The organism is Caballeronia choica (assembly GCF_001544535.1).
Classification (GTDB): Bacteria; Pseudomonadota; Gammaproteobacteria; order Burkholderiales; family Burkholderiaceae; genus Caballeronia; species Caballeronia choica.
Genome location: NZ_FCON02000037.1, coordinates 25,421 through 38,995 on the forward strand (window position 1 = coordinate 25,421; position 13,575 = coordinate 38,995).

A 13,575-nucleotide genomic window follows, 5' to 3' on the forward strand; every position below is an offset into this window, starting at 1 on the left:
ACATTCCCAGATCCGGGAACGCGCGCCGAAAATTGGCTTCGAGTCTAACCCAACCGGAGACGGTTCTGACCTCGGCCGATCGGCCAGGTTCTGTGCGCGTTCGGCCTTTGTTATGCTGTCGCTTCACTTCGGATACGTCCGATTCACAGTCGGCGATTCCCATCAGGCCTTATGCTCGAACTCTTCTATTCGAACCGCCACGAAACGCTGTCGCAGGCGCTTTTCGACGACCTCGCCGCGTTCTCGATGGGCAGCGGCGACCCGTTCGCGAGCCAGCCCGTGATCGTGGCGAGCGCGGCCGTGCGGCGGCGTCTCGAGCTCGACATGGCCGAGCGCTTCGGCATCTGCGCTAACGTGGAGTTCGGCTATCTCGCGCAGTGGCTCTGGGCGCAGATCGGCCGCGTGATGACGGTGCCCGTGCATTCGCCGTTCGCGCCGGACCGGCTCGCGTGGCGCTGTTTCCGGCTGCTTTCCGGGCCGTCGTCGGGCGACTCGGCGCGGCTGCGTTCCTACCTCGACGCCGCCGACGATTCGATGCGCTACGAACTCGCGCGCCGCATCGCGACCGTGTTCGATCACTACCTGACCTATCGCCCGGAGTGGCTCACGCAATGGCAGCAGGGCGGCTCGATTCTCGCGACGCCGGGCGCGGGCGAACTCGATTTGCGCGGGCCGCGCCTGCCGGGCGCGAGCGAGATTCAGCGCGAGGACGAGCGCTGGCAAGCCGCTTTGTGGCGTGCGTTGCTCGCCGACCTTGCCGCGGGCGCCGATCAGGCCGGCTATGACCCGACGCCGCCCGCCTACCGTTTTCTCGCCGAGTCCGTGAAGCTCGATCTCGATGCCGTGATGCGCGCCGAATGGCCGGAGCGCATCAGCGTGTTCGCGCTGCCGACGATGCCGCCGTTGCACATCGCATTGTTGCGCGAGCTGTCGCGCTGGATCGACGTGCGCATCTACGCGATCAACCCGTGCCAGGAATTCTGGTTCGACATCGTGAGTGTCGCGCGGGTCGAGCAACTGGAGATGAAGGGCGAGCTCGACTACCAGGAAGTCGGCAATCCGCTGCTCGCCGAATGGGGACGCCAGACGCAGGCGCAACTGCACATGCTGCAGGAGTTGACGGAGAGCGCGGCGTCGCGTGAAGCGAGCCACTTCGAACGGAACCCGGCGCCGAGCTGGCTCGCGCGCGTGCAGAACGCGATTCTCGAACTGGGCGATCCGGCCGATGACTCCGATGACGCCACCGAACCCGGCATCGAAGTGCACGTGTGCCACAGTCTCTCGCGACAACTCGAAGCGCTGCACGATCGCCTGCTCGGCTGGTTCGATTCGATCGAAGGGCTGGAGCCGTCGGACGTGCTAGTCGCGTTCCCGGACCTGGCGGCGGCGGGCCCGCTGATCGACGGCGTGTTCGGCACCGCACCGGCGGGCGTCGCGAACGAGCGGCGGCGCATTCCCTATCGCATCACGGGCCTGCCTCCGTCGCAGGCGAATCCCGTCGCGCGCGTGCTGCTCGACTGGCTCGCGCTGCCCGAGCGCAGCGTCGGCGCGCCGGACCTGATCGAGTGGCTGCGCGTCGATGCGATCGCGGCGCGCTACGGCATCGACGCCGCCGCGCTCGAAACCGCGCAGGCGTGGCTCGCGGCGGCGGGTGCGCGGCGCGGCCTGACGCCGCCGGAAGTGTCCGCCGAGCATGTGCCGTCCGCGCGCCACACGTTCTCCGACGCGCTCACGCGCCTCTTTCTCGGCTATGCGTTGCCCGATGGCGGCGCGCCCGTCGACGAATGGCTGCCGGTGGAAGGCGCGAACGGCTCCGACGCGGAACTGCTCGGGCGCCTGACCCGTTTCATCGACGACATCGACGCCTTCGCCGAACGCGTCGCCATTCCGCGCACGCCGCGTGCGTGGGGCGAACTGATGCAGGACGCGCTCGAACGATTCTTCGATCCGGGTCTCGCGTTCAGCGATTCGATCGCGGACGTGCGCGGCACGCTCGACGCGCTGATCGTCGCGATGCGGGAGGGCGCGGGCGACGCCGAGGTCGCGGCCGCCGTGCTGCGCACCGCCTTCACCGACGCCCTCGACGATCCCGCGCGCGGCGGCGTGCCGTGGGGCGGCGTGACGTTCTCGTCGCTCACCAGCCTGCGCGGCCTGCCGTATCGCGTGATTTGCCTGCTCGGCATGGACGACGGCATGCTGCCAAGCCTCGCGCGCGCCGACGAGTTCGACCTGATGGCGAAGTTCGGCAAGCTGGGCGACCGGCAGCGCCGCGACGACGAACGCAACCTGTTTCTCGACCTGTTGCTTGCGGCGCGCGACCGGTTGCTGATCGCGTACACCGGCCGCAGCATTCGCGACAACGCCGCACTGCCGCCGGCAGCGCTGATCGATGAACTGCTCGACTATCTGGCCGAAGCGTCGGCGGGCGCGCATGCGTCGCCCGGCGAACTGGCCGACGCCCGCGCGCGCTTCGTCTTCGAGCATCCGCTGCAGCCGTTCGCGCCGGAGTACTTCGAGCCGGGCGCACCGCTCTTCACCTACGAGCCGGAGCGCGCGGAACTCGCGCGCACGCTCGCGCTCGGACGGCCCGAGGCGCCCGTCACGTTCTTCGCCGAGCCGCTTCCCCCCGAGGACGAAACCGAGCCCGTCGCTTTTGACGACTTCGTGCGCTTCTGGCGCCATCCGGCGCGCGCGCTGCTGCGCGACCGTCTTGGCATCGCGCTCTTCGATGCCGAAAGCGAACTCGACGACACCGAGCCGTTCGAGCTCGACTTCAGCGGCCGCGACGCGCTCGCCGAGCGCGTGCTGCCGGCACTGCTCGACATGACCGAAGACGGCGAGACTGCCGCGCGCGAACGCGCGCGGCGCGTCGCGCGGGCGAGTCCCGAAATGCCGGGCGGCGCGACGGGCGGCGTCTGGCAGTCGCAGGAACTGCACGCGCTGCATCAACTGGCGAACCGCGTGCGCGTCGCGACGGAGGAGGGCACGACACGTTTGCCATTCACGCTCGACATTGCGCCGCGCTGGCCCGACACGGCGGGCGTCGCGCTGTTCGGCGCGCACGACGACCGACTGTCCGGTGATGCCGCGAAGCCGCTGCAATTGCACGGCACGTTGAACCTGCTGACGCCGCAAGGCCAGGTGATTTATCGCTATGACGCGCCGCGCGCCCGCGACTACCTGTCCGCGTGGCTCGCCCATCTCGCGTATTGCGCGGCGCTGCCGGACGGTCCGCGTCGCACGGTGTGGCACGGTCGCGGCGCGCAATCGTCGAATTTCGAGCTGACGCCGGTCGACGATCCTGGAAGGCATCTCGCGATGCTCGCCGCGCTCTATCGTGCGGGACGCCGCATGCCGCTGCGTTTCTTCCCGAAAAGCGCGTGGCTCAAGATGACTGAAGGCGATTCGAAGGCCGAAGACGCGTGGCTTTCGGAGCGCAAGCGCAGCGAATCGGACGATGCCGCACTGCGCATCGCGTTTCGTGGCGCGGACCTGAGCCTCGACGAAACCTTCGCGGCGCTCGCGAAACTTGTCTTCGAGCCGCTGATCCAGCACTTGCGGAGCGACGCATGAACCACGCTCCGAACCCCGGCGTCCAGGAACTCGACGTCTTCGCGTGCCCGCTCGACGGCGTCAACCAGATCGAGGCGTCGGCGGGAACGGGCAAGACGTGGAACATCTGCGCGCTTTACGTGCGGCTCTTGCTCGAAAAGAAACTCGCCGCCGACCAGATCCTCGTCGTCACCTTCACGAAGGCTGCGACCGCCGAGCTTCACGAGCGGATTCGCGCGCGGCTCGCCGAACTCGCGCATGCGATCGAAAACGGCGACGCCGCCGGCGATCCGTTCATCGAGCGCTTTTTCGAAACGACGCTCGCCGAAGTCGATCATGACGAGGCGCTGAAGCGCATCCACATCGCGCTGCACACGTTCGACCAGGCCGCGATCCACACGATCCACGCGTTCTGCCAGCGCGCGCTGCAGGAAGCGCCGTTCGCCGCCGCGATGCCGTTCGCGATGGAGATGGAAGCCGACGACAGCGCGCTGCGCTTCGAACTGGCCGCCGACTTCTGGCGCGAGCGCGTCGAGCCCGAGGCGGCGCGCGAGCGCTCGTTCGCGTCGTGGCTCGTGGCGAAGGGCGCGGGGCCGGCATCGCTCGATGCGCAACTGGCGCGGCGCCTGAAAAAGCCGCTCGCGGCGTTGCGCTGGGGCGACCTGGACGCGGCGGCGTCGGCGGACGCGCAAGCGATCTTCGATACCGCGTGCGCGCTCTGGCACGCCGAGCGCGACGGGATCGCGAAGCTGCTGGTCGAGGCGGAAGCGAAGCTCAACCAGACGAGCCACAAGCGCACATTGATAGATAACGCGATTGGCGCATGGGCCGAGTATTTCGCGAATGCCGATTGTTACGCGCCGCCGCCGCAGGCCGCGCTCAAGTTGACCGCGACGGCGCTCAAGAAGGGCACGAAGGGCAAGCACGAACCGCCGGACCATCCGTTTTTCGATCACGCCGATACGCTCGCCGCCGCCGCGCAGGCGGCCGAGGCCGCGCAGCGCGCACTGTGGCTGAACATCGTGCGCGAGTGGCTCGACTACGCGCCGCAAGAACTCGCGGCGCGCAAACGCACGCGGCGCGTCGTGTCGTTCAACGACCTGCTCTCGAACCTGTATCACGCGCTGACCAAGCACGCATGGCTCGCCGATGCATTGCGCGCACGCTATCCGGCGGCCTTGATCGACGAGTTCCAGGACACCGATCCCTTGCAGTTTGCGATCTTCGATCGCGTGTTCGCGCCGGCCGGGCCGCTCTTTCTCGTCGGCGACCCGAAGCAGGCGATCTACAGCTTCCGCGCCGCCGACCTGCATACGTATCTCGCGGCGCGCGCGTCGGCGTCGGCGCGCTATACGCTCGCGGTCAACCAGCGCTCGACGGCGCCGATCATCGATGCCTGCAACCGCGTCTTCAGCGCGAATCCTGCGGCCTTCATCCTGGACGGACTCGACTATCAGCCGGTGCGCGCGGGCACCCGACAGCGCGCGCCGTTCATCGACAACACGCCCGCTGCGGCGTATTCCGATACCGCCGACTTCTGCGTGTGGATGCTGCCGCATGGCGAATCGGTGCGCTCGAAGTCGGGCGCGCAGCAGGACGCGGCCGAAGCATGCGCCGCCGAAATCGTCCGGCTGCTGCGCGGTGCAGAGCGCGGTGAAGTGACGATCGGCGCCGAGCCGCTTTCGCCCGGACGGATCGCCGTGCTCGTGCAGACGCACAAGCAGGGCAGCCTCGTGAAGCGCGTGCTCGCGGCGTGGGGCGTCGGCAGCGTGGAACTGGCGCAGGCGTCGGTGTTCGGCACGCTCGACGCCGAGCAGATCGAGCGCGTGCTCGCCGCCATCGATACGCCGGGCGATTTGCGCCGCCTGCGCGCGGCGCTTTCGACCGACTGGCTCGGGCTCGACGCCGCCGCGCTGTGGCGCCTGGAACACGCCGATTCCGCCGACGCCGCAAGCGACGCGATGAGCTGGGTCGAACGTTTCTCGCGCTACCGGACGCTGTGGCACGAGCGCGGCTTCGCGGTGATGTGGCGCACGCTCGCGCGCGAATTGCGCATCGCGGAGCGCCTCGTCGCCGGGGTCGACGGCGAGCGGCGGCTGACCAACGTGAATCATCTCGCCGAGTTGTTGCAGGCGCGCGGCGCGGCGCAGCCAGGCATCGCGCCGACGCTGCGCTGGCTCGCGGCCCAGCGCGCCGAGGAAGGCACGGCAGAGGAAGCGCAGTTGCGGCTCGAATCGGACCGCAATCTCGTGCAGATCGTGACCGTCCACAAGTCGAAGGGACTGGAGTACGCGGTCGTGTTCTGCCCGTTTCTCAACGATGGCTCGCTGCGCGAAGCGCCGTCGTCGGGTCTGCCGGACGCGAAGGAATATCACGACGACGCCGGCGACGCCGTGCTCCATTACGGCATCGACGACGAAGCGGCCGGGCGCGCGAAGGCGAGCATCGCACGGGAGCAGGCCGCCGAACGCGCGCGGCTCGTGTACGTGGCGCTCACGCGCGCGGTGTACCGGTGCTATGTGGTCGGCGGCGTCTACCTTGTCGGCCGGAATTCGACGAAGGAAGCGCGCCGCAGCGTGCTGAACTGGCTCGTCGCGGGCAGGGGACACGATTTCGGCGCATGGCTTGCCGAGCCGCCCGCGGAAGATGTCGTGCTGGCCGGCTGGCGGGCGCTCGCGGCGGATTCAGGCGGCTCGGTTTCGCTGGAGCCGCTGCCCGTGATCGAGTCGCGCGAGCCGCTTGTCAGCCGCCACGCTTTCACGCACGAACTCGCGGCGCGCACGAGCCGGCGTGTGCTGCGTGACCGCTGGCGGATGGCGAGCTTCAGTTCGCTGATCGCGGCGGGCGCGCGCGACGAATCGAACCAGCCGCAGCCGGTCGACGCGCGGCCCGACCACGACGAACTCGTGGACGCGATCGACGCACAGCAACCGGCCGCTGTGCCGTCGCGCGAGAAAGCCGCTCTTGCCGACGATGACATCCTCGCATTCCCGCGCGGCCCGGCGGCGGGCGAATGTTTGCATCGAATGTATGAACTCGCGGATTTCACGTTGCCCGATACGTGGCCCAAGGCGATCGAACGCGCGTTGCGCGAGCATCCGACGCCCGCGCCTGAACCCATCGCGCGACACTTGCCCGCGATGATGGCGCGCCTGCTCGCCGATACAGTCGCGACCGAACTCGTGCCCGGCATGCGGCTGAACAGCATCGGGCCGAAGCGCCGCATGAACGAGCTGGAGTTCCTGTTCCCGGCGCAAGCACTGGACTTCGCCGCGTTGCGGCGCCTGCTCGCCGCGCACGGTTTCCCGGACGTCGCGCTCGAAGCGGGCACCTTGCGCGGCTTCGTCAAAGGATTCATCGACATGATCGTCGAACACGGCGGGCGCTTCTGGATCATCGACTGGAAGTCGAATCACCTCGGCGACACACCGGCCGACTACGACGCCGCGCCGCTCGATCAAGCGATGGCATCGCACGCCTATCATTTGCAGGCGTTGTTTTACGTGGTCGCGCTGCATCGGTATTTGCGCACGCGCCTTGCCGGCTATGCGTATGAAAAGCACGTCGGCGGGTATCTGTATCTGTTCGTGCGCGGTGTGCGGCCCGATTGGCGTCACGGCGAAAAGGCGGCGGGCGTGCATGCCGGACGTCCCGAGCGGGCACTCGTCGACGCGCTCGACCGGCTGATGTCGGGAGGAACGGCATGAACGCGCGCGCCACGCCTTCCACCGTTGCCGCCGATGAAGGCGTCGCGCTCGCCGAAGGCTTCGCGCGCCGGATCGGCGCGCTCGCCCGGCGCCTGCAAAGCGATCCGCACGGCGTCCGCTGGGCCGAGCGCGCCGCGTTCGCCGTGAGTCGTGCGACGGCGCACGGTCACGTGTGCGTGTCGCTGGCCGCGCTCGCGGAACGTTACGGCGAGAGCGTCGCGGCGGCGCGCGCCGCGTTGCTCGCGAGCGGCGTCGGCTGCGACGGCGAGTGCGCGGCGGCCGATCTGTTGCCGCTCGTCATCGACGAAGGGCAACGCGTTTATCTCGCGCGGTACTTCGATTACGAGGGGCGGCTCGCTCAGGCGCTCGTCGGGCGTGCGGGTCATGAGGCCGGTGCCGCGAGTGTCTTTGATGCACCGGGCACGGCTGCCGCACTGCGCGAGCGCATCACGCGGTTTTTCGGCGCTTCGCAGGACGACGATATCGACTGGCAACGCGTCGCGGCGCTGGTCGCGCTGTCGGGGCGGCTCACCATCGTCAGCGGCGGGCCGGGCACAGGCAAAACGACGACGGTCGTCGGCGTGCTCGCGTGTCTGCTCGACGAGAATCCGACCCTGCGCATCGCGCTCGCAGCGCCCACCGGCAAGGCCGCGCAACGCATGCAGGAAGCGCTGATCGAGCGTGCCGGCCAGTTGCCGCCGGAACTGGCAGAGCGCCTGCCGCGCACGTCGTTCACGTTGCAGCGACTGCTCGGCACGCAGGCGAACGGCCGCTTCCGGCATCATCGCGACAACCCGCTGCCTTACGACGTGATCGTCGTCGACGAAGCATCGATGATCGACGTCGCGCTCGCCGCGCATCTGCTCGAAGCCGTGGCACCGGACGCGCGGCTCGTGATGCTCGGCGACAAGGACCAGCTTGCCGCCGTCGAGGCGGGCGCGGTGTTCGCGGAACTGAGCGCGCGGCCCGTGTTCAGCGAAGCGGGCGCGGCGCGGATCGCGGCGCCGTTGTCCGTCGCGCCGGCTCGGCTGATGGCGGCGTTGCCGCGCGAGGAGGACGAGGGAGCCGGGCCGTCGGCCGGCAGCGCCGCGCAGGAAGCCGACTCCGACTATCTGCTGATCGACGATAGCGAAGGCTATGCCGCCTTGCATCATGAAGCCATGCACGAACCGTGGCATCCGGCGGCCTCGGCCGAGGAGATTAAAGGACCGGCGGCCAACCCGCTGACCGACTGCGTCGTCTGGCTCGAACGCAACTACCGCTTCGGGCTCGATTCGGCGATCGGACGCCTTTCGATCGCGATCCGGCGCGGTTTGCCGCAGGCCGCGCTCGATGTGCTCGAAGGCGGCGGGAACGATGAGCCGTCGAGCGCGGCGGTTCTCATCGACGACAGCGCGCCAAGGCTTTCCGAGCGTACGTTCGCCCGGCTCACGGCGGGTTTTGCGCCGTACGCCGAAGCGCTCGCCGCCGCGCTCGAAGGCAAGTCCGATCCCGCCGCGCTCTTCGACGCCCTCAACCGCTTTCGCGTGCTGTGCGCAACGCGTGAGGGCGCGCGCGGCGTCGATGAGATCAATGCGCGCGTCGCGGCGAAAGTGCGTGAACGGGTCGGCACCGCGCTCGCGCTCGGCGCGCAGTGGTTCGCGGGACGGCCGGTCATCGTCACGCGCAATGACTATGCGCTCGGGCTCTTCAACGGCGATATCGGCATTGCGATGCCCGCTGCGGATGGCGCGTTGCGCGTCGCGTTCCGAATGTCCGACGCAACGTTGCGCTACGTTTCGCCGGCCGCGCTGCCGCCGCACGATACGGCGTTCGCGCTGACGGTCCACAAGTCGCAGGGCTCGGAGTTCGATCACGCGGCGCTCGTGCTGCCGGCCTCGTTCAATCGCGTTCTGTCGCGCGAACTCGTCTATACGGCGATCACGCGCGCCAAAAAGCGCATCGACGTGATCGGCGCGCCGGCGATCCTGACGCAAGCGGTCGCCACGCCCACGCGACGCGATTCCGGGCTGGCGGCGCGGATTGCCCGGATCACCCGGACCGCACGGTCGCACGCATAGCGGAGAAGCGCCGATGACGCACAGTTACGTGATCCCGCCGAACGAAGTCGAGCTGACGGCCGTGCGCGCGCAGGGCGCGGGCGGGCAGAACGTCAACAAGGTATCGAGCGCGATCCACTTGCGGTTCGACATCCAGGCGTCGTCGCTGCCCGAGGCGATCAAGATGCGCCTGCTCGCGCTCGCCGACAGCCGCGTCACCCGCGATGGCGTCATCGTCATCAAGGCGCAGGAATATCGCACGCAGGACATGAACCGCGCGGCGGCGCTCGCGCGTCTCGACGAGATGATCCGGGCCGTCAGCGTGACGCGCCGCGCGCGCGTCGCGACAAAGCCGACGCGGGCATCGCAGAAGCGCCGCGTCGAGGGCAAGGTGCGGCGCGGCGCGATCAAGGCCGGGCGCGGCAAGGTGGAAGGCGAATAGCCCGGCGGGGCACGCTGTTCAAGCCGCGCTTCGCCGTTGCATTGCCTCACACCCGAAACTACCGTCAGCCGCGTCAGTGATGCCGGCGCCGGCATGCCAATCGAACCCCGCATTGAATTTCCGTCACGCGGAATCAATGCCCGTTCAAACCATTCCTCCTCGTTTTCTTCAAGAACCCGTTTCCTCTTGAGCCGGCGCGTGTGCGCATACCACAAGTCGCCGCAGTTAAGAGGAATCGTATGGTTGTTCGAGTCGGTCATATCTATTCTCCCGCCCCGGGTGCAAAGGAAATGGGCGACCAGTTGCCTCATTCGGGTTGCATCTGTTTGCGGAGATGAAGGTTCGGTTCCGCATGTCTTCACCCTCACCAAACACGCAATGCAAAAACTAAAGAAGTGGATCGCGCCGTTCGTCCTCGTGGCGGCCGGTGTTGCGCACGCTCAGGCGAGCGACTTTGCAGGTCCCTACGCGGGCATCAAATTCGGCGTGGACTTTTCGCATGCGACGGGCGTCTATTCAGGCGACAAGACCGTCCCGTTCCTCGGGCTATTAGGCGGCTACAACTGGGACGTCAATAATTTCGTGGTCGGTGCCGAGGTATTCGGCGACTTTCATAACCAGGCAGCTACAAAGAAGGACGGCGGCATCGACGCGAAGGTCGGCATTCCGTTCAACCACGTCATGCCGTACGCGCGTCTCGGCATCACGACGTTCTGGCCGAACACGCGGCTGCATTACGGCCTGGGCGTCGAATACAAGTTCGCGAAGAACTTCAGCGTGGCGGGCGAGTGGACGGCCGATACGGCAAATACCGACGGGACGAAGCGCTCCAACAACAGCCTTACCATCGGTCTGCATTACTACTTCTTCTGAGCGAATCGGGCCTCCAGACGATCGTCCGCTGGCCGGACATCCGCGAGCGCCATTCGACGCCAGAGATCTTGAAGCTGAAAAGCCCCGTGACGCGTTCGCGCCACGGGGCTTCCTATTTGCGACGCGCCCAGCGCGCCTACCGCGCCCACCGCTCACTCGCAACGCGCCGGCGCGCGCCGCCGCCAGCCCGGCACGCGCTTAAGCACGCCGGTCGCGAGCGCGGTGCCCGCCAGCACCACCGCGCATCCTCCCAGCATCGCGAGCGACACCTGCTCGCCAATGAACAGCGCGCCCCAGAGAATGCCGAAGACCGGGATCACGAACGTGACCGTCATCGCGCGTGCCGGGCCGGCCACCGCGACAAGGTGGAAGTACACGAAGTAGGCAACACCCGTGCACGCGATGCCGAGCGCCAGCACCGCTTCCCACGCCGTCGCCGAGACCGGTGCGGCGGGCCACGTCGCGACGGCGATCGGCAGCAGTACGAGCGTCGCGCCGATCATGCTGCCCGTCGCGACCGTGAGCGCGTCGACGCCCGTCAGGTATTTCTTCGTGAAGTTGCCCGCAACGCCATACAGCGCCGATGCTGCAAGCGCGGCCGCGGCGGCGAGGAGGCCCGCCGCCGGGTCGCCTGCCTGCGGCGTCGCGATCTGGTTCCACACCAGGATCATCACGCCCGCGAAGCCGATCGCCATGCCGATGGTGCGCGGCGTCGTCAACCGGTCGCGCAGCCAGATGAACGCGACGAGGGCGCCAAAGAGCGGCGTCGTCGCATTGATGACGGAAGTGACGCCCGCCGAGAGCGTCAGTTCGGCGTAGGCGAACAGGCAGAACGGCGCCGCCGAATTCAGAATGCCGACGATCAAAAGCGCGAACGCGCGCTCGCGCAGCGTCGCGATCGAATCGCGCACGGGACGCCGCGCGATCAGCATCGCGATGAGAAAGAGCGCACCGATGCCCACGCGCAACGCCATCAACGGCGCCACGCCGAATTCGGGCACGCCGACGCGGATGAAGAGGAACGAAGCGCCCCAAAGGGCGGCGAGCACGAGCAGTTGAACCAGATTGGCGGGAGACATGATGGGCGCGAATGACATCCGCTGGCGGAAGGTTCGCGAATCTTAGCACCGGGTTTCCCGATATCGACGGTCGGGAGGAAGAGACCGCAAGAAGCGGGAGAGCCACGCCCGCTCAAGCCCGCTTGTGGCCGCTTGCGCCCGCTCTCCGCCATCGCCATCGCCGCATCAATGCGGCGGAATCATCCACGTCAGCACGTTTTGCTGGAGCCACACGAGCACGCCGAGCAGCACCGTGAGCAGGATCGAATGCTTGAAGGTGCGCGCGAACACGACGCCTTCCTTGCCCTTCAGGTTGGTCGTCGCGACACCCGTCGAGATGTTCTGCGGCGAGATCATCTTGCCCATCACGCCGCCCGACGAATTGGTCGCCGCCATCAGCACCGGATCGAGATTCAACTGCCGCGCGGCCACCACCTGCAGGTTGCCGAACAGCGCGTTGCCCGATGTGTCGCTGCCCGACAGGAACACCGCGACCCATCCGAGGAACGCCGACACGAGCGGAAAGAACGCGCCCACCGACGCGACGCCCAGCCCGAGCGTGTAGTTCATCCCCGAGTAGTTCATCAGGTAGGCGAGGCCGACGATCGTTGCCACGGTCAGGATGGCGATGCGCGTCTGCACCCAGGTGTCGACGATCGCCGCGCCATATTCCGACGCCGGCAACCGCACGAGCAACGCAGTGATGATCGAGGCGACCAGGATCGCGGTGCCCGTCGCGAGCGGCTGGAAGTCCCAGATCGCACCGTACGGCGCGTTGTAGAGCGTGATGAAGACGGCTCGGTCGAGGCCGGGCCACGGAACCTTCACGTCGCCGATCAGGAAGATCTTGAGCACCGTCCAGACGATCACGACCGCCGACACCACGATCCACGGCAGCCAGCCCTGGCCGCCGGAAATCTCGCCGCGCACCTGGTCGGCCCGGTCGACGTTCACGGCGAAGGCCTCATCGGGCGCGGGCTTCCACACGCGCAGGAAGGCGATCGTCACGATCAGCGACACGAGCGACGAAAGCACGTCGGTGAGCGAATAGCTGATGTAGTTCGACGTGACGAACTGCGTGAGCGAGAATGCGCCGCCCGACACGAGCAGCACTGGCCAGACCCGCAGCATGTTGCGAAAGCCCGCGTAGATGCCGATCACGTAGAACGGCAGCAAGAGCGCGAAGAACGGCAACTGGCGGCCGACCATCTTGGCGAGGGCGTCGGTCGGCAGGTGCGTGACCGCGCCGAGCACGGTGATCGGCACGCCGAGCGCGCCGAACGCGACCGGCGCGGTGTTGAAGATCAGCGTGAAGGTCAGTGCCTCGAGCGGCGGGAAGCCGAGCAGGATCAGGAGCGAACTCGTGATCGCGATCGGTGTGCCGAAACCGGAGATGCCTTCCAGCAGCGCGCCGAACGAAAAGCCGATCACGACGAGCACGATGCGCCGGTCGTTCGGCAGGTTGTCGATCATCCAGAGGCGGAAGGCGTCGAAGCGGCCCGAGCGCTGCGCGACGTTGTAGAGCAGGATCGCGGCGAACACGATCCACATCACGGGCCACAGCGCGAATACGGCCCCGGCGGCAACGGAGTCGAGCGCGAGCCGGACGGGAAACTGCCAGCCGGTGACGGCGATGATGAAGCCGGTGACGAGCCCCGCGAGCGACGCCTGCCACGCGGGCCGTCGCGCCCAGCCGAGCAGGACGAGCACGACGACGATCGGCAGCGCGGCAACCAGGAACGAAAGACCGAGCGAGTTCGCGATGGGCGTGAGTAGCTGATGAAACATGTCGCCTCCATTTTTATCGTGCGAGCGAGTGCCGATACATGCCGATGCATGCGCGGCAACCAGGGTGCGCGTGGAGTTCGAATGTGTTCAATGCCCGGCTGTCGGGCGCCCGCCGA

At 67.8% G+C, this 13,575-nt stretch carries 7 protein-coding genes; 5 read left to right on the forward strand and 2 right to left on the reverse strand.

Annotated features, from left to right (window positions below):
• Window positions 1-171: 171 nt before the first annotated feature.
• The 5 genes from recC to AWB68_RS17985 all read left to right on the forward strand — a co-directional run bounded on the left by recC (window position 172) and on the right by AWB68_RS17985 (window position 10,613).
• Window positions 172-3,573 carry an exodeoxyribonuclease V subunit gamma gene (gene recC / locus AWB68_RS17965; RefSeq protein ID WP_087645700.1) on the forward strand — a complete coding sequence of 1,134 codons (3,402 nt, stop codon included), beginning with the start codon at window positions 172-174 and terminating at the stop codon, window positions 3,571-3,573.
• A complete protein-coding gene (gene recB / locus AWB68_RS17970) occupies window positions 3,570-7,259 on the forward strand; it encodes an exodeoxyribonuclease V subunit beta (protein WP_087645701.1) in 3,690 nt (1,229 codons plus the stop codon). Before recC ends, recB begins: the two co-directional genes overlap by 4 nt.
• Window positions 7,256-9,319: an AAA family ATPase gene (locus AWB68_RS17975; protein WP_087645702.1), complete on the forward strand. Its 2,064-nt coding sequence runs from the start codon at window positions 7,256-7,258 to the stop codon at window positions 9,317-9,319. The genes recB and AWB68_RS17975 overlap by 4 nt, the downstream gene beginning before the upstream one ends.
• 13 nt (window positions 9,320-9,332) lie before the next feature.
• Entirely contained in the window at window positions 9,333-9,740 is a 408-nt protein-coding gene (arfB, locus tag AWB68_RS17980) for an alternative ribosome rescue aminoacyl-tRNA hydrolase ArfB (protein WP_087645703.1), read from the forward strand.
• 378 nt (window positions 9,741-10,118) lie between these two features.
• On the forward strand, window positions 10,119-10,613 hold the full coding sequence (locus AWB68_RS17985; protein ID WP_087645704.1) for an outer membrane protein: 495 nt from the start codon (window positions 10,119-10,121) through the stop codon (window positions 10,611-10,613).
• A 152-nt stretch (window positions 10,614-10,765) separates the two neighbouring features.
• On the opposite strand, the gene AWB68_RS17990 is transcribed toward AWB68_RS17985, so the two are convergent.
• Window positions 10,766-11,692, reverse strand: a complete 927-nt coding sequence (locus AWB68_RS17990; protein WP_087645728.1) for a DMT family transporter — start codon at window positions 11,690-11,692, stop codon at window positions 10,766-10,768.
• Window positions 11,693-11,857: 165 nt separating this feature from the next.
• A complete protein-coding gene (locus AWB68_RS17995) occupies window positions 11,858-13,459 on the reverse strand; it encodes an L-lactate permease (RefSeq protein WP_087645705.1) in 1,602 nt (533 codons plus the stop codon).
• Between the last annotated feature and the right edge of the window lie 116 nt (window positions 13,460-13,575).